Annotated in this window: 13 protein-coding genes; 6 read left to right on the top strand and 7 right to left on the bottom strand. The window is 68.3% G+C overall.

From position 1 onward, the window contains the following. Window positions 1-56: 56 nt before the first annotated feature. The 3 genes from BMW54_RS05580 to tviB form a co-directional block, all read right to left on the bottom strand. Window positions 57-1724 (bottom strand): GMC oxidoreductase, encoded by a 1668-nt coding sequence (locus BMW54_RS05580; protein WP_090053633.1) that lies wholly within the window; start codon window positions 1722-1724, stop codon window positions 57-59. A gap of 66 nt (window positions 1725-1790) precedes the next feature. Beyond that, a complete protein-coding gene (locus BMW54_RS05575; RefSeq protein ID WP_090053631.1) occupies window positions 1791-2801 on the bottom strand; it encodes an NAD-dependent epimerase in 1011 nt (336 codons plus the stop codon). Window positions 2802-2816: 15 nt separating this feature from the next. Beyond that, window positions 2817-4133 (bottom strand): Vi polysaccharide biosynthesis UDP-N-acetylglucosamine C-6 dehydrogenase TviB, encoded by a 1317-nt coding sequence (tviB, locus tag BMW54_RS05570; protein ID WP_254779093.1) that lies wholly within the window; start codon window positions 4131-4133, stop codon window positions 2817-2819. 305 nt (window positions 4134-4438) lie between these two features. Between tviB and BMW54_RS05565 the strand changes: the two genes are divergently transcribed. Beyond that, window positions 4439-5092: a response regulator gene (locus tag BMW54_RS05565; RefSeq protein ID WP_217642616.1), complete on the top strand. Its 654-nt coding sequence runs from the start codon at window positions 4439-4441 to the stop codon at window positions 5090-5092. Beyond that, a complete protein-coding gene (locus BMW54_RS05560) occupies window positions 5089-7377 on the top strand; it encodes an ATP-binding protein (protein WP_090053628.1) in 2289 nt (762 codons plus the stop codon). Before BMW54_RS05565 ends, BMW54_RS05560 begins: the two co-directional genes overlap by 4 nt. Before the next feature lie 146 nt (window positions 7378-7523). On the opposite strand, the gene BMW54_RS05555 is transcribed toward BMW54_RS05560, so the two are convergent. Beyond that, window positions 7524-8831 carry an NAD(P)/FAD-dependent oxidoreductase gene (locus tag BMW54_RS05555; protein WP_090053627.1) on the bottom strand — a complete coding sequence of 436 codons (1308 nt, stop codon included), beginning with the start codon at window positions 8829-8831 and terminating at the stop codon, window positions 7524-7526. 213 nt (window positions 8832-9044) lie between these two features. Between BMW54_RS05555 and argS the strand changes: the two genes are divergently transcribed. Next, window positions 9045-10802: an arginine--tRNA ligase gene (gene argS / locus BMW54_RS05550; protein WP_090053626.1), complete on the top strand. Its 1758-nt coding sequence runs from the start codon at window positions 9045-9047 to the stop codon at window positions 10800-10802. A 44-nt stretch (window positions 10803-10846) separates the two neighbouring features. Here the strand turns inward: argS and BMW54_RS05545 are convergent, their stop codons facing one another. Further along, entirely contained in the window at window positions 10847-11188 is a 342-nt protein-coding gene (locus BMW54_RS05545) for a carboxymuconolactone decarboxylase family protein (RefSeq protein WP_090053624.1), read from the bottom strand. Window positions 11189-11394: 206 nt separating this feature from the next. On the opposite strand from BMW54_RS05545, the gene tehA reads away from it, so the two are divergent. Together tehA and BMW54_RS05535 are read left to right on the top strand one after the other, a co-directional pair. Continuing rightward, the gene (gene tehA, locus BMW54_RS05540) at window positions 11395-12369 is read left to right on the top strand and encodes a dicarboxylate transporter/tellurite-resistance protein TehA (protein ID WP_090053623.1); all 975 of its coding nucleotides are present in this window, start codon (window positions 11395-11397) and stop codon (window positions 12367-12369) included. A gap of 135 nt (window positions 12370-12504) precedes the next feature. Beyond that, entirely contained in the window at window positions 12505-13116 is a 612-nt protein-coding gene (locus tag BMW54_RS05535; protein ID WP_090053621.1) for an OmpW/AlkL family protein, read from the top strand. Here the strand turns inward: BMW54_RS05535 and rclC are convergent. After that, window positions 13104-13682: a reactive chlorine resistance membrane protein RclC gene (rclC, locus tag BMW54_RS05530; protein ID WP_090053619.1), complete on the bottom strand. Its 579-nt coding sequence runs from the start codon at window positions 13680-13682 to the stop codon at window positions 13104-13106. The two genes, BMW54_RS05535 and rclC, sit on opposite strands and share 13 nt — an antisense overlap. A gap of 115 nt (window positions 13683-13797) precedes the next feature. Here rclC and BMW54_RS05525 point away from each other — a divergent pair, with 115 nt between their 5' ends. Next, on the top strand, window positions 13798-14736 hold the full coding sequence (locus tag BMW54_RS05525) for a cupin domain-containing protein (RefSeq protein ID WP_090053618.1): 939 nt from the start codon (window positions 13798-13800) through the stop codon (window positions 14734-14736). Window positions 14737-14907: 171 nt separating this feature from the next. Here BMW54_RS05525 and BMW54_RS05520 read toward each other — a convergent pair whose 3' ends face one another. Continuing rightward, complete coding sequence (locus BMW54_RS05520) at window positions 14908-17811, bottom strand: TonB-dependent receptor (RefSeq protein ID WP_090053616.1); 2904 nt, start codon at window positions 17809-17811, stop codon at window positions 14908-14910. Window positions 17812-17820 lie beyond the last annotated feature (9 nt).

Genomic DNA, 17820 nt, shown 5'->3' with positions numbered 1-17820 from the left:
GCCACGTGTCGATTCCACTTACGGTCGTCGCCCGGCTAGTCCGAATGGCCGGGCGATCACGCCAGCCCGCTGTGTTCGCATGCGGTCAGCAACACGCGCAGGTGGTCGGCGAGGCGCAGGCTGAGCGCCACGATGGTGAAGGTCGGGAAGGCCCAGCCGCCGGTCGGGAACGTCGAGCTTCCCGCGATGTGCAGGTTCGCCACGCCGTGCACCTTGCACTGCGCGTCGACCACGCCGCGCGAGGGATCGTCGGCCATGCGCGTGGTGCCCATGTGGTGCGCGGTGCCATGCACGCCGGGCGGCGCCGCGCCTTGGGTCCACGGTTCCGGTTCGAAGTGTCCGTTGCAGGCGGCCGCGAGTCGCGCGCCCGTGAGCAGCGTCGTCGTGTGCCAGGTGTGGCGGTCGAGCTCGTTGAGACGCCAGTCGACGCGCACGCGACGTTGACCCAGCGCGTCGCGTTCGTCGCCGAGCGTGACCCGGCTGTCGCGCTGGGGCGCCTGCTCGAAGAAGCCCACCAGCTCGACGCGGTCGCTGCGTACCGTCGGACGGTCGGCGACCTTCTGCGCGACGGCGCGCACGACGTCGCCGATGTGCAGACCCAGGCGCACGGTGCTGATCGCGAGGTTCTGCTGCACGGCGGCGGTTCCGCCGGGGCCGTTCTGCAGCGCGGCGCAAAGGCGTGCCTCGAGCAGCGCCGCCTCGTCGCGGGTCGGTGGACGCAGCGCGGCGCGTACGTCGCGCAGCGCGCGGATGCCGCGGGGTACCTGGCCTTCGACGGCGAACGGGTGCACGCGCGCATTGAGGCTGCGGTGATCGCGCTGTGCCTTCAGCGAAAGTCCGATCTCCGGCGCGAACGGCGCGCGAACCTTGCCGATGGTCCGCTCGTACGGCCGCGTAACCCGATCGGGGTCGTCCGCGCGAATCGTGCCGATCGTTCCGCTGGGGTGGTCCATGAAGTAGCGGCCGACCAGGTCACGGTCGTTGCCGAGGCCGTCGGGAGCCACACTGTCGGAGAGCAGCAGGATGCGGGCGTTCTCGATGCCGCCGGCGGCCAGCACGTAATGCCGTGCGAAGACGCGTCCGCGTCGACCGTCGAGCGTGCCGATCCGTGCCCCGGTGACGCGGCTGGCGTCGGCGGTGGATTCCAGCTCCATCACGTTCGCATGCAGGAGCAGGGAGATGTTGGGTGCCCTGCGCATGTCCTCGCGATACGCGTCGCCGAAGGTGATCGGGCTGCGCGCGAAGACGAAGTTCACGAGCGCGTCGGGATCGAGGTCGAGCGGCCGTCGCGGCAGCGGGCCGTCGAACGCGCCGGGGCCGAATCCGTGCGACGGGTCGATCCGGCAGAAGTCCCGCGCGCGCGCGTACCAGGGCGCCAGGTCGTCGTAGCGGATCGGCCAGCCGCTGTCCGGCACCCACTCGCGGGGCGCCATGTCGCTGTCGGCGAGCGGGATGCAGCCGCCGCCCCACAGCGTGCAGCTGCCGCCGAAGACGCGCATCCGGGAGGTTCCGGCGTCGAACGGCGCGTCGCCCGTCCAGTCGCCTTCGTACAGCGACTGGCTGCGATCCTCGCCCGCGAGACCGCCACCTTCGATCAGGCACACGCGGGTCGCCGTGCCCAGGAAGGCGCGCGCGATCGCGATGCCCGCCGGCCCGGCGCCGATGATGCACAGGTCGGCCTGCAGGTCGTCGGGAACCGACCGGTCGAAATAGTCGATGATCACGGTGCGTCTCCCGGGCAAGCTGCGGCGGCGAAGTTCATGGGCATCGTTCTTTTCTTGTTCTTGGCGTCAGGCGCCGTAATACCCGCGATACCAGTCGACGAACCGGCCCACGCCCTCGTCCACATCCACTTTCGGCGCGTAGCCGGTGGCCTGGACGAGGGCGGAGACGTTCGCCTCGGTGTCGGGTACGTCCCCGGGCTGCAGTGGCAACATGTCCAGTCGTGCGCTGCGGCCGAGCCGTTTTTCGAGGACTTCGATGTAACGCAGCAACGGGACCGGCGTCTCGTTGCCGATGTTGAAGATCCGGTAGGGGGCGACGCCGCTGCTGCCCGGATCGGGCCGGGTGCCGGACCAGTGATCGTTGGCGCGCGGCAGGCCGTCGAGCGTGCGGACGACGCCTTCGACGATGTCGTCGACGTAGGTGAAGCTGCGCCTGTGCCGGCCGTGATTGAACACGGGGATCGGCTCGTCGGCGAGGATCGCGCGCGTGAACAGGAACAGCGCCATGTCGGGACGGCCCCATGGCCCGTACACCGTGAAGAACCGAAGGCCGGTGCAGGGGAGGCCGTACAGGTGCGCGTACGAATGCGCCATCTGCTCGTTCGCCTTCTTCGTGGCGGCGTACAGCGTCAGCGGATGCTCGGTCGGCTGATGTTCGGAGAAGGGCAGGTGGGTGTTGGCGCCGTAGACCGAGCTGGTGGAGGCGAATACGAGATGCTCGACGCCGTGGCGGCGGCAGCCCTCGAGCACGTGCAGGAAACCGGTGACATTGCTCGATACGTAGACGTGCGGGTTCTTCGCCGCGTAACGCACGCCCGCCTGCGCGGCGAGATGCACCACGCGCTCAGGGCGGTGCGTGGCGAAGAGGGCGTCCATCGCCTCGCGATCCGCGAGATCGGCGTGCACGTGCGTGTAATCGGGGTGGCCGTCGAAGTGCGCGAGCCGGGCCTTCTTCAGCGCGACGTCGTAGTAGTCGGAAAGGTTGTCGAGCCCGATCACGGTGTCGCCGCGCTCCAGCAGCCGCGTCGCGACGTGGAATCCGATGAAGCCGGCGGTACCCGTGACCAGGATCTTCATGGGGAGGCCATGGCGTCAGAGGCGACCGTCCACCGCGTCGCGCGGCAGCACGTACTTGACGTCGTAGACCACGGAGAGCGGCTTGCCGAAGGCACGGATGCCGTCAGCGCCGAGCGCCACGAATTCGCGGTGGCCCACGGCGACCACCACCGCGTCGTAGGTGCCGTGCGCCGGTTCGGCGACCGGATCGATGTCGTACTCGTGCCGCGCCTCGGCGCGACGGACCCATGGGTCGTGGACATCCACCGCCACGCCATAGCCGCCCAGCGCGCCGACGATGTCGACGACGCGGGTGTTGCGCAGGTCGGGGCAGTTTTCCTTGAACGCGAGGCCCAGCACGAGCACGCGCGCGCCGACGGGGTTGATGCCCTTGCGGACCATCAGCCTGACCAGTTCGCTGGCGATGTACGGCCCCATGCCGTCGTTGGTGCGGCGTCCGGCGAGGATCACGTCCGGATGGTGGCCGACCTGCTGCGCCTTGTGGGTCAGGTAATACGGATCGACGCTGATGCAGTGACCGCCGACGAGACCCGGGCGGAAGGGCAGGAAATTCCACTTCGTGCCGGCCGCCTCAAGGACCTCGAGGGTGTCGATGCCGAGCTTGTTGAAGAGGATCGCGAGATCGTTGACGAGCGCGATGTTGAGGTCGCGCTGCGTGTTCTCGATGACCTTGGCGGCCTCGGCCACCTTCAGCGAGCTCGCACGATGCGTGCCGGCGGTGATCACCGAGCGGTAGAGCGCGTCGACGAAGTCCGCGACCTCCGGCGTGGAGCCCGAGGTCACCTTGAGGATGCCCGTGACGCGATGCGTCTTGTCGCCGGGATTGATGCGTTCGGGGCTGTAGCCGGCGAAGAAGTCGCGGTTGAAGACGAGGCCCGATTCGCGCTCCAGGATCGGCACGCAGACCTCTTCGGTGCAGCCCGGGTAGACGGTCGATTCGTAGATGACGACGTTGCCCGGCTTGAGAATCTTGCCCAGGGTTTCGCTCGCCCGGACCAGCGGTGTGAGATCGGGGCGGCGCGCGTCGTCGATGGGAGTGGGCACTGTGACGATGTAGACGTCGCAGGCCGCCAGATCGTCGAGAATGGAGGAAAACCTCAAACGACCGGCCGCGGCGAGCTCGCCGGCGTCGACCTCGAGCGTGGCGTCCACTCCGTCGTTCAGTTCCGCGACGCGTTCGTTGCGGATGTCGAAGCCGACCGTCGCGTAGCGCTTGCCGAACTCGACGGCCAGGGGCAGCCCGACGTATCCCAGGCCGACGATGCCGATGCGCACCGTGTCGAGGGCCGGTGCGACGAAGCCGCCGGGTGCGGTCCAGGAGCGGGCGTTCACAACGGGCTCCGCCACGCCGGCCTGGCCGGTGGCTGCCCTGCGGCTTTCAGTGTCCATCCCCCGTCCTACCCCTTGGGTGCGTGGCGAAAACCCCTGTGGAGGGGGCCGAAGAAAGCGTAGCAACGCGCCCGGGCCTTGCCTGTATGGCTTACGGAGGTGGACAAATGGCCGATATCGGGCATGCGCGAGAGCATGAACGGCGCATCATGAGAACGTTTACAAGGGGTCCGCGCCGATATATGTTTCATCCCGCACCGGCCGGAGGCCGGGCTTTCGACTACATACAATGGTTCTATGGTCCACTCATGTCCGCGCGATCCTACATAGGCTCGGTGCGCGTGGCCTTGCTGGACGACCACGCGCTCGTCCTGAAGGGGCTGATCGCACACCTTGAGAAAACGCCCTCGATCGTGATCGTCGGCAGCCATACGAGCAGCCGGCCATTTCGCGCCATGCTGGCCGCGATGCCGGTGGATGTCGCGCTGATCGATTACTCGCTCGCCATGGACGACATCGATGGGATCGCCCTCATCAACCTGCTCCGTGCGTCCTACCCGAGGATGAAGATCCTCGTCGTGTCCGCCCATGCCCAGGAACTGGTGGTGCACAACATGCGCCTTGCCGGGGCGGACGGGTTCGTGGCCAAGAGCCAGGATCCCGACGACGTCATCCGCGCGATCGATGCCGTGATGACCGGACGCGAGTTCGTGCCGGTGCGCGAGGCGGTGGAAGGATCGGCGCCGAAGGACCTGGTGCCGCTTTCGCCGCGCGAACGGGACGTGATCCGCCAGTTGCTCGAGGGGCTCACCGTCGGGCAGATCGCGGCGCGAACGGGGCGCAGCCTGAAGACGATCAGCACGCAGAAGTCGTGCGCCTACCGGAAGTTGCGCATCACCTCGGACAACGAGCTGTTTCTGCTACGCGACTACGTCCTCGCGCTGGATGCCGGATCGCCGTGAAACGCCTGTTCGTCGGGTTGCTGGCCTGGATGGCCTGCGTCGGCTGCGCCGTCGCCGCCGCGTCCGACGATGCCGCGCGCAAGGCGTGGCTCGCCGCCCATCCCGTCATGCGCATCGCCATCGACGCGCAGCAGGGTTCCGAAGTCAATCGCGGCGAATCCAATCCGCTCGTCAGCCAGTACCTCGAACTCGTGGCGAGGCATACGGGCCTGCGGATCGTGACGGTGCGGACGCGTTCATGGGAGGACTCGGTGCGCGCCTTCAGGGAGCGGCGGGTCGACCTGCTGCCGTCGTTGAACGATCGCCTCCTCATGGCCGATCTTGGCGACCAGGCGCTCCTGTCGGAACCGTTCTACCAGGGCCGCACGGTCATCATCGCGCGTACCGTCGGGCCCGCCACGCTCGACATGCGGGCCCTGGACGGGCGGACGGTGGCGTTCACTGGCGGCGGCGCCTACGAGTCGTGGCTGCGCCGGGAGCATCCCGCCGTCACGCGCCTCCCGCTGGCCGATCTTCACCAGGTGCTGGCCGCGGTGGAAAGCGGCATCGCCGACGCGGGCATCGGCGTCGACGTGGCCTATCTTCCGATCGTGCGTCGCGACTACGCGCTGAGCCTGCGCATCGCGGGCGACATTCCCCAGATGCCGGTGGCGGTCCGCGTCGCGGTACACAAGGATGCGCCCGAGTGGCTCGCGATCGTCGACGACAGCGTCCGGGGCATCAGCGCGGACGAGAATCGCGCCGTGATCGAGCGCTGGCTGCAGGCCGCCTACCTGCGCGCGCCGACGCTCTCCCAGGTGCTGTCGGTGTATCGCGTGGAGTTCGGCCTGGGATTCGCGCTGATCGTGGCGATGGTGTTCGCGCTCTGGCAGCTGCGTCGCGCGCAGCTCGCGTCGCGTCGGGGCGAACGGCAGAAGACCATGCTGCTCGCCGTGATGAGCCACGAGGTGCGCAATGCCGTCAACGCGGTCACCTCGTCGATCGAGCTGCTCTCGCGCACGCCGATGGAGGGCCCGCAACGCGACCTCATGGCGATCGCCCAGTCCAGCAGCCGCAGCCTGCAGAACCTGCTCAAGAGCGCGCTGGACTACAGCCGCTCCGAGAACCAGGGGTTCACGCCGGACCTGACGGCATGCGACGCCGTCGGCGTCGCGCGCGACGTCATCGAGGGCCAGCGCACGGCGATCGAGCAGAAAGGCCTCGACGTGCGGCTCGACCTGCCCATGGGCCCGCTGCCGTGGCTGATGCTGGACGAGACGCGCCTGCGCCAGCTGCTGGAGAATCTGCTCTCGAACGCCGTGAAATTCACCGTGCGCGGCCACGTCGGCATCGCGTTGTGGCAAACCGCCGGGGAGGACGGTAACGAGGTTCGTCACCTCGTCGTCGAGGTGTTCGACACGGGTATCGGCGTGCCGGCGGACCGCCAGAGGGAGCTGTTCCAGCCGTTCTCCCAGGCGCACGGCGCGCACTCCGCACGGCTCGGCGGTGCGGGTCTGGGGCTGGGCATCTGCGCGGAGATCACCCGGCAGCTCGGCGGACGCCTCGAACTGAACAGCGATGTCGACGTCGGCACCGCGGTGCGCATCGAGCTGCCCACCAGTCGCGTGCCCGTCGCGCCGCCGGTGGAGGACGAAGCGGACGCGACGCCCGATGCGGCGGTAGCCGAGCGCGGCACCGTCCTCCTCGTCGAGGATCATCCCGCCAACCGGCAGATCATCGCCGCCCAGCTGAAGTTCCTCGGCTTCGACACCCACGCGGTCGATCACGGACAGGCCGCGATCGACACGTTCGTGCCGGGCCGGTTCGCGGGGGTCTTGCTCGACTGCGAGTTGCCCGACATGCAGGGTTACGACATCGCGGTCGAGTTGCGGGCCCATGAGGTCGCGGCGAACGGGCCGTTCACGCATTTCATCGCGATCTCGGCGAACGACGGCGAGGTGCACCTGCGGCGCTGCGCCGAAAGCGGGATCGACACGGTGCTCGGCAAACCGTTGTCGCTGGCCGCGCTCAAGACCGCGCTCGCGTCCGCGCCGGGCATGTCGCCGGTCGAGCGCACGTTCCGCGAGGAAAGCGAGCACGATCTTGCCGCGATGCGCGACGCGCTCGCGAAGGCCGATCCGGAACGCGCCATCGCCCTCGCGCACCGCATGAAGGGCGCCGCGCTGGTGCTGGGGTCGACGACGGTCGTCGAAACGCTCGGGCGGATCGAGGCGTTGCTGGTCGAACGACCGGTCGCCCGCCACGACATCGACCGGCTGCTCGACGATATCGCGCGGGAGCTGTAGCCGGCTTGTGGGAGCGGACCTGGCCGCGACAGCCGGCTTGTGGGAGCGGACCTGGCCGCGACGCCTTTGGGGCCGTGCGCTACAGGGCCTGCGGCTCTTCGCGAGAAGCTGTCGCGGCCAGGTCCGCTCCCACAAAAATCGACGAATCAGTGCAGCTTCACCGGCGGTAGCGTCGTGTTGCGCAGCCAGTCGGCCAGCCACAGCGCGGTGGCGCGGGGCCAGCCGTGCAGCGTCGCGCGGTGCATGTACTGGAGCGACACGTACAGCATCTTGGCGATCCAGCCACGCATGGGGATCGGCGATTTGCCCTTGGGCACCGACGGCAGTTCCCCCGTCGCGTGGAATTCACCGAGCGACACCAGCGTGCCTTTCGCGTGGTACACGAACGGCTCCACGGTCTCGCCGCGCAGCGCGCGCGGCAGGGCACGGGCGAGGTAGCTGGCCTGTTGGTGTGCCGCCTGCGCCGTCGGCGGCACGCTCGGTCCGCCGTGCGCCGCGGCGGCGAAGGCGCAGTCGCCGATCGCATAGACATGGTCGACGCCGACCGCCGCCAGCTGCGGCGTCACGATGATGCGGCGATCCTTCGACAGCGTGAACGGCCCCAGCCCGGCGACCATGTCGTGGCCGACGACGCCCGCGGCCCAGACGCGGATGTCGCACGGCACGGTGCTGCCGTCGGAAAGGTGGAAGGCGCTGGCGGTGACCGCGTCCACGCCGACGCCCGCGCGCACGTTCACACCCATGCCGACCAAGGCCCGGTGCGCGGATTCCGATGTTCGCGGATCGACGGCGGGCAGGATGCGTTTCGCCATGTCCATAAGCGTGATGTCCAGCTTCGACGCCGGATCGAGGCCGCCGTAGCGATGCATGTCGTTGAAGGCGTGGTGTAGTTCGGCGGCGAGCTCGACACCCGTGGCTCCCGCGCCGACGATGCCGATGCGGATGCGTCGCTCCGGATCGCCGGCACTGCGTAGCGCGAGCGCCAGGATCTTGCGACGCAGGGCGATCGCCTGGGCGGGGCTGTCGAGCATGTCGCAGTACTGGAGCACCCCGGGCGTGCCGAAGTCGTTGACACGGCTGCCGAAGGCGAGCACCAGCGTGTCGTAGCGCAGCGAGCGCGGCGGAAGGATCAGCTCGTCGGTCATCGGCAGCACGACCTGATCGAGGTCGATGCGCCGCTCGACGGTGTCGACGCGCTTCAGGGCGCCGGGCTCGTAGCGGTAGCCGTGCGCTTGGGCATGCGCCAGGTAGGGCACGGCTTCCTCGCCGTCGCCGAGCAGCCCCGCCGCGAGTTCGTGCAGTCGTGGTTTCCAGAAGTGGCTGGCGTCGCGATCGACGAGCACGACGTCGAGGTCGCGCCGCCGGCCCAGGCGGGTCGCCAGTTCGATGCCGGCCGCGCCGCCGCCGACGATGACGACGGCGTGCCGGCCGTGGGCGGATGGAGCGGTGTTCATGGGTGGATCTCCGGTAAGTCCCGCCGGACGAGGATAACGGTGGATTCGTGGCTGGCTTGCGAAGACCGCTTTCGTCATGTACACAACCGCCATGGCTTGCGTACCGATGCTCCGACGACGACGCTGATTCCGCGCTCACCGACTCCCGTACGACATGGGGGCGGTCGCGCGCGAAGGAAATCCGCCCGATCGTGATCCCTTCCGGAGCCATCCATGCCCGTTTCCCTCGCGTCCCTGGTCGATACCAGGCTCGCCGCCGTGTTCGACGCCCTCGGTCTTCCCGTCCACCTTGCCCGGTCCCAGCCATCCGATCGCCCGGAGCTGGGCGATCTGCAATGCAACGGTGCGCTGGCGGCGGCGCGTGAGGCGCGTCGGCCACCGCGCGCCATCGCGGAAGACATCGCCAGCGCGTTGCGCGCCGACGACCTCTTCGCGGACGTCGCCGTCGCGGGACCGGGCTTCGTCAACCTGACACTGTCCCGTCGCGCGCTCGCCGGATGCGCCGCCGCCATGGTGGAAGACGACGCGCTGGGCGTGCCGGACGACGGCGCGGGGCGCCTCGTGGTGCTCGACTTCGGCGGCCCGAACGTCGCCAAGCCGTTGCATGTCGGACACCTGCGCTCGCTCGTGCTGGGTGAAAGCCTGCGCCGCATGCATGCCGCATTGGGCTGGCGCACGCACGGCGACGCGCACCTGGGCGACTGGGGGCTGCAGATGGGCATGCTCAGCGCCGCGATCCGGCGGCGGTCGCCGGAGCTGGCGTATTTCCGTAGCGATGCCGAGCCTTTTCCCGCGAACCCGCCGGTGACGCTGGCGGAACTGGAGCGGCTCTATCCGGAGGCGGCCGCGGCGTGCCGGGCCGATCCCCAACGCATGGCCGAAGCACGGGCCGACACGGCGGCACTACAGGCGGGCGATCCCGGACTGCTCGCGTTGTGGCGCGCGTTGCGCGAGCTCAGCCTCGCTGCGCAGCTGCGCGACTTCGACCAACTGGGTGTCGTTTTCGATTCGCTCGACGGCGAGAGCGACGTGCGCGACGCGATCGCTCCGCTGGTCGCCCGGCTCGAGGCCGAGGGCGTCGCACGGCGCAGCGAGGGCGCGCTCGTGGTCGATGTCGCCAGCCCGGACGACGGGGCGGACGTGCCTCCCTTGTTGCTGGCGAAGAGCGACGGCGCGGCGCTCTACGCGACGACCGATCTCGCGACGCTCGAAGCGCGCGCGGACATGCCGGGAGTCGCGCGCGTCGTCTACGTGGTCGACCAGCGGCAGGCGTTGCATTTCACGCAGGTGTTCCGCGCGGCGGCGAAGGCCGGCATCGCGCCGGGCGTCGAGCTCGTGCATGCCGGATTCGGCACCGTGAACGGCCCCGACGGCAAGGCGTACAGGACGCGCGCCGGCGGCGTGGCACGGCTGACGGACCTGCTCGACGAAGCCGTGGCGCGGGCGGAAGACCGGATGAAGGAGACGGGCCACGGCGCGGACCTCGACGCGGGTTCGCGCGCGGTGCTCGCGAGACGGGTGGGGATCGGGGCCGTGAAATTCGCCGATCTCTCCGGCGATCGGCTTTCAGGCTACGTCTTCGACGTGGACCGGCTCGTCGCGTTCGAAGGGCGGACGGGTCCCTATCTGCAGTACGCCTGCGTGCGCCTGCGCTCGTTGCTGATCAAGGCGGGCGACGCGGCCATCGGACCGATCGACCCGGTGGTACCCAGCGAACGCGCCGTCGTGCTGGCGTGCCTTGCCTTCGGCGACACGGTCGTGTCGGCGTGCCGGCAGTACCAGCCGGGCATCCTGGCCGATCATGCGTTCGACCTGGCACAGCGCTTCAGCCGGTTCTACGCGGAGTGCGCCGTGCTGTCCGAGCCGGATGCCGAGGTACGGGCATCGCGACTGGGGTTGTGCGTCCTGGTGAGGCGCGTGCTGGAAAAGTCGCTCTGGCTGCTCGGCATCGACGTGCCCGAGCGGATGTAGGAAGCATGTGGGAGCGGCCGGGGCCGCTCCCACAGCGAGGCACGTCAGGCTTTCTCGTAGGCCTCGGCGGCGTCCATGACGCGTGCCGAGTAGACCAGCGCCGCGCCGGCGTTGAGCGCCACGGCCACGCCGAGCGCTTCGGCGATCTCGTCCTTCGTGGCGCCGTGCTTCAGCGCTTCCGCCGTGTGGACGGTGATACAGCCGTCGCAACGGGTGGTGACCGAGACGGCCAGCGCTATCAGTTCGCGCGTCTTCGCGTCGAGGTGGTTGGTCTTGGCGCCGGCGTTGGAGAGCGCCTGGTAACCCTGGACGGTGCCGGGGCTCAGTTTGGCGATTTCGCCAATACGGCCCATGAGCTGGCTGCGATATTCGACCCAATCGAGCATGGTGTTTCTCCGGTCATGCGGCGGCACGGTATGCGTCGTCGACAGGGGAAATCATGAGCCGATCGGCGCGCCTTGGGAACGCGCGCGCGGCGCAGGTTCTGGCGCGATCGTCTCGACCGCGATCGTGCGTCGTGCCCGTGCCGCACGCCGCGTTCCCAAGGGGCGCGACACCACGACATCAACGACAGGACACGCAGGTACCGCCGATGGCCAATCCCGTTCGCACCATTCCCGCCGGCTTCTTCGGCATGATCCTCGGCCTCGTCGGGCTGGGCAGCAGCTGGCGCGTCGCCGCGCGCCTGTGGGGGCTTCCGCCCGAGATCGGCGAGGCGATCATGGCCGTCGCGTTCGTCGTCTGGCTCATCCTGACCGCGGCGTTCTGGTACAAATGGATCGCCCATCGGGATGCGGCCCTCGAGGAAATTCATCACCCGATCAACTGCTGTTTCGTCGGGCTGGCGCCGTCGAGCACGGTGCTCATGGCGGTGGTGCTGGCGCCGCATTTCCACGCGCTCGCGGTCGTCGCCCTGATCGGCGGCGCGATCGGCCAGGTGGCCTTCGGCGTCTGGCGCTTCGGCGGCATGCTCGAAGGCGACCGCGACGTCTCCACCACCACGCCGGTCATCTACCTGCCATCCGTCGCGGGCAACTTCATCATCGCGATCGGTGCCGGCACGCTGGGCTTTCCCTCGTGGGGCATCCTGTTCTTCGGCGTCGGCCTCTTCAGCTGGTTCGCGCTGGAATCGATCGTCGTGTTCCGCCTGCTCAACGTCGCTTCGCTACCGCCGCCGCTGCGGCCGACGATCGGCATCCAGCTCGCGCCGCCCGTCGTGGCCGTGGTCGCTTTCCTCGCTAACACGCAGGGCCATCCCGAGCTGCTGACGCAGGCCGCGTGGGGTTATGGGCTGATCCAGCTGCTGTTGCTGTTGCGGCTCTTCTTCTGGATCACGAAGCAGCCGTTCGCGCCGTCGTACTGGGCCTTCAGCTTCGGCATCACCGCGCTGTCGACCGGTGCCCTGGTCATGACCGAGCGTGGCGTCACCGGCGCGATCGCGCAGCTCGCGCCGATCGTGTTCGTCTTCACCAACCTCGTGATGGCGGCGCTCGTCGTGGGCACGCTGGTACGAACCGCGCAGGGCAAGCTGCTCCCGCCGCCGGTGGTCGTTCCGGCGTCCGCCTGAATGCGTCGCCTCGGTGGGATCGCGATGACGCGCTCCCACCGAGGCATGGGCACGACGTCGCAGCCCACCGACATTTCCCCTTCGATCGACGCGCGATCGCTACGGTGACGCCAACGTCATCGAAGGAGAATCATCGTGCGTCACCTCACGTTTCTGGCCGCGGGCATCGCCTGCGCGGCGGCACCGACCGCATTCGCAGCCACGGTCGACTCGCCATGGATCGTTCACGTCGGCGCCCACGTCGTCGATCCCACCTCCCACACCGGCCGCCTCGCGGGCATGCATGCCAGTGTCGACAGCAGCACGCGGCCGACCTTCAGCATCGAGTACCGATGGAGCGACGCATGGAGCGTCGAAGCGCTGGCGGCGCTCCCGTTCCGCCACGACGTGAGCCTCGCCGGTTCGCGCGCGGTGCGCGTCAAACAGCTTCCGCCCGTGGTCGGCGTGAAGTATCGGTTCCTGCCGCATGCCGCCGTCACGCCGTTCGTGGGTGCCGGCGTCAACTACACGCATTTCTTCGACGCCAGGGGGCGGGGCCCACTGCAGGGAGCCAACGTGGATCTGGGGGACAGCTGGGGCCTCGCATGGCATGCCGGTGTCGACATCGTCCTCGCGCCCCGCTGGATCGCGACCGTCGACGTCCGCTACATCGATATCGACAGTCGCGTGAAAGCGGGCGGCGCCCGGGTCGGCACCGCCCACATCGACCCCTGGGTTTATGGAGCGAGCGTGGGTTACCGCTTCTGATTCTCCGCGAGGATCGCCTTGGCGGCGTCGACGCCGATCACCCAGGACCCAGCCAGCATCATGGTGTCCTTGAGCACGAGGCGGCCGGCGCCGGAGAGGTACGGGAAGCCGTGCTGCGCGTCACCCAGCGCGGCCACCCACGCCTCCGGTGTCGTGAACAGGAACGACAGCGTGACCAGCGTCGTGCCGAAGGAAAGGAAGGCGCCGAGCAGGCCGAGCTTCTTCGACAAGGGGTAGGCGAGGACGAGCGCGGCGATGGTCAGTTCGACGATGCCCAGACCGGTCGAGAAACCGTAGGTGTTGTTCGCCGTCTGCCATGCGCGTTGTTCCGGCACCAGCTGGCCTTCGTGGGTCAGGTGCGCCTTGTACTCGGTGGGGTGGTTGTAGAAGAACGACATCACCGGGCTGTTCGCCACGAACGGCGTGATGCTGTCCGCCTCGTACGGGACGAACTTCAGCATGCCGATCCAGATGAAGACGATGGCGATGGCGAGGCGCATCAGGTTCGGGCCGACGCGTTCGGTGCGGGCGAAGAGGCCGAGGGCCTGGCGGAAACGGGTGTTCATGAGGAGAGCTCCAGAGCAAGGCGTCCGGGGGAAGGTGGACGCGACCCGCATAGTGTTGCTCTGGGGAATGAGAGGATGAATACTCGTATCTCTCAATGACTGGCGCGATCGTCTCATGGATGCCCTGACCCGACTTCTCGACCTGGCGAACGTGCAGGGGGTGCTGGACGTCCGCTGCTATCTCGCCGGCGGCTTCAGTGTCGAACACGACATCGCACTCGCGGGCGAGGCGCCGTTCCACCTCGTGCTTTCGGGCGAGGGCATCATGGAGCTACCGGGACGCGTCATGGTGCCGATGTCCGCGGGCGACCTCATCGTGCTGCCGCGGGGCACGTCGCACCGCGTCCATGACGGTGGCCCGCGTTCGGCAGCGGTGCCGGTACACCTCGATCGGCAGGGCCCGCTCGACATCAAGCGCAACACGCTCGGTCCCGCGGACCTCGACCTGCTGTGCGGTCGCTTCACGTTCGCGCCGGATGCCGCGCGACTGGCGTTCGATGCGCTGCCGGACGTGCTCCACGTCAAGGTCTCCGAGCAGCATGGCGCCGCGGCGCTGGATGCGGTGGTCGCGATGTTCCGCAGCGAGGTGGAACGGATGGAGCCGGGCGCGCTCGCGGTGGTCACGTCGCTCAGCCGCACGTTGCTGGTATTCGCGCTGCGCGCGCAGCTGCGCGAAGGGCAGTTGCCCCCTTCGTTGCTGTCGCTGCTGGGCGACGCCCGTCTTGGCCGCGCGGTGCTCGCCATGCTGCGCGATCCCGCGCGCGAATGGACGGTCGAGACGCTGGCGCGCGAGGCGGCGATGTCGCGCGCGACCTTCGCACGTCACTTCGAGGCACGGGGACGCATCGCACCGCACGAGGTGCTGACGTTGCTGCGCATGCACCTGGCAGGCGACCTGCTACGCCGGGGCGACCTCACGGCCGGCGCGGTCGCCGATCGTGTCGGTTACCGTTCCGAATCGGCGTTCGGCAAGGCCTTCGTGCGCGTGATGGGCGTCACCCCCGCGCGCTATCGGCGCGATCACCTGCACCCACCGCCGGCCGAGGCGACCTGACGCACCCCGTAGGAGCGGACGGCCGCGATGGGTGCTCGCGGCAAGACCCCAAACTATCGCGCTGTTGGAGCGGACCTGGCCGCGATGGGTGCTCGCGGCAAGCTTCCGATCGCGCCCAGGTGCGCTCCAACGAGCGCTGTTGGAGTGGACCTGGCCGCGATCACTGCGACGTCACAGTTTGTAATTGATGCCGAAGAGCACCGTCCGTCCGTAGGTGTCGTACTTCAGCGGGCGCGCCACCTTGACGTCGTTCGGCAGCGCGGCGATCTGCTGCGTCTTCATCGGCGAATTGGTCAGGTTGTTCACCTGCAGCAGGATCGACAGACCGTTCCACGTGCCATGCTCGAACGCGTAGCCAAGCTGGAAGTCCGTCTGCTTGTCGGCCAGCACCTGCGTGTAGCCGAGCTGATCGAACAGCGCGACCGCCTCGCCGGTGAACGCCGAACGATAACGCTCGGCGATGCGCACCGACCAGCCATGCTTCTCGTAATACAGCGCGAGGTTCGCCACCTTGCGCGACAGACCGGGCAGGGTTGACGGGCTGCCGGGAATGCTCGATACCGCGCTGACCGGCAGCGTGCTGTTGGTGAGCGAGAAGTTCGCCTGCGCGCCGAAACCGTCCAATGCCGGCGTCACCAGGGCACCTTCCAGTGCGCCGGAGAGTTCGATGCCCTGCATCTTGCCGCCCGTGCCGTTCTCGGGGCGCGTGAACGAACCGATGGTGCTGGTGGGCGTCAGCGTGGGGTTGTCGTTGATGTAGCGGGAGAAGTCGTAATCGAGCGTCGTCTCGTTGTAGATGTAGTTCAGCAGGTTCTTGTTGAAGACGGCCACGGCCGCGTAGCTCGACGTGCCGAAGTACTTCTCCCACGACAGATCGGCACCGACGGCGATGTATGGCTTCAACTTCGGATTGCCGCCGCTTCCGGACCACAGCACCTGGCCCGCCGCGGGTCCGTCGTTGACGAGTCCGACGCCCGCCGAGGTCGCGACCTTCTCGTCGTCGATGCGTCCGCGAGCCATGGTCTTGGCGAGCCCGAAGCGCAGGTACTGCTTGTCCGCGATCTCCGCCGCCAGGTTCAGGCTCGGCAGCACCTTCGTGTAACGCGTGCCGCCCGTGATCCTGCCAACCAGGGTATCGCCGTTGGTCTGCAGCGCCTCCGACGACTGATCCGTGCGTACCGCCTGCACGCCCACGTTACCGCGCAGGGGTATGTCGCCCAGGTGCGTGTCGATGTTGAACTTCAGGTACGCGACCGGCACCTTCTCGCGCACCGTGTAGTTGCGGCTCCAGTCGGCCTGGCCGTTGCGCTGGGTGAGGTAGAACTGGCTGCGCAGCACGCGCAGGACATCGTAGTTGACGATGCCGGGAATCCCGCCGTAACTGAGATCGGTCGAACCGCTGAGCGCGGACGGATCGATGGGCGCGGCGAAGCCGGGGTCGTAGTCGTCGGCGGTCGATCCGTTGCCGTTGAGCCAGGCGAAGAACACGTCCGCCTCCTTCGTCTTGCGCCGGTCGGAGTAGTTCACGCCCAGGGTCGCGTCGCTGAAGATCCAGCCCACGGGATGAGTGACCTCGAGCCGGAACGCCTTGATGGTGTCCTTCTGCCGGTCGAACTCCTCGCGTCCGTTGTAGCCGTAGTTGTTCGGGTCGGTGAAGAAGATGCGCGACGGGTCCGCGAAGTTCACGCCGGGGCGGAAGTCCGGAAAGCCCTCGTGCTCCGGCGTCGCGAAGTCGGTCGACGACGTCGCCTGGCCCGGCAGGCCGGCGAAGAGATAAGCGTCGTGCAGGCGCCGCTTCGCGCTCGAATACGAGGCGTCGGCCGTCACGAGCCAGCCGTTGCCGAAGTCGTACTGGTTGTTCCATCCCGCGGAGAAGAGCGTGTCGCGCTCCTTCGTATAGTCGTTCTGCAGCACGGACTTCAGCCCGTCGATGTGGCCGGTGGTCACGATGGGGTAGGGCAGGGCCGGTACGTAGCCCACGTTCGAATACGAGACGTTGTCGTAGGGGCTGCTCGACCACTGCGCGCCGTTGAGGTACGACTTCTGGTCGAACGTCGAGTAATACAGGTCGAGCGTCGAGTGGTAGTGATCGTCGGGCGCCCAATCCAGCACCGTCATCAGGCCGTTGCGCACCTGGTGCTCGGACTTCGCGCGCAGCTGCATGCCCTCCTGCGAGAGCACGCCGTCGGGGAGGCCGGGGGTACGTGGGGCGCCCCAGCGTCCTTCGGCGCCGTCCGGGCCGTTGTTCAGGCTCCACCACCAGGCCTCGTACTGCTTCTCCTGCACGGGCGAGTCGAGCTGCGCGAAGCCGACGGCGAGACCGAGCGTATGGTCGAAGAACTGGTCGATGTACGACGCGCTCGCCCGGTGGCCGGTGTCGCCGACCCCGCTGCCGTGGTTGAGGCTGCCGTTGGACGTGTTCTCGCCGCGCAGGTTCGCCGCGAAAGCGCGTTTGGGCAGATCGAGCGGCTTGATCGTGTGCAGGTCGACGGTGCCCGACAGGCCCTGGCCGATGAGGGTGGCATCGGGCGTCTTGTAGATCGCCGCGCCGCTGATCAGCTCGGACGGGTATTGGTCGAAGTCGACGCCGCGGTTCTCGCCGATGGTCGCCTGCTCGCGACCGTTGAGCGTGGTGCCGGCGAAGTCGGGCGAGAACCCGCGGATCGATATCTGGTTCGCGCGTCCGCCGACACGCTGCGTCGCGAGGCCCGAGACGCGTGCGAGGCTCTCCGCGATGCTGCTGTCGGGCAGCTTGCCGATGTCTTCCGCCGAGATGGCCTCGATGATGTTGTCGGAGTTCTGCTTGGCCTTGATGGAATTCTGGATGCTGCCCTGGATGCCGGTGACGACGATCGCGTCGAGGTTGCTGGCGGCATCGGGATCGACACGCTTCTTCTCCTTCGCGGGAGCGGCCGGCGGTGCCGGAGTGGCATCCTCTTGCCGATTCTGTGCCTGTTGTTGCGCCACCGCGGAGGCGCTCGTGCCGAGCAGAAGGGCGAGGGCGCAGGCGCTTGCGAGCGCGCGCGGACGAGAAGCCAGCGCGGCGGTGCCGCGCGTCGAGCGAAGACGAATCATCCGTTCATT

It is taken from the genome of Luteibacter sp. 329MFSha (assembly GCF_900111665.1).
In the GTDB taxonomy this organism is placed as follows: domain Bacteria; phylum Pseudomonadota; class Gammaproteobacteria; order Xanthomonadales; family Rhodanobacteraceae; genus Luteibacter.
This window is presented reverse-complemented; position numbering and strand designations above follow the sequence as displayed.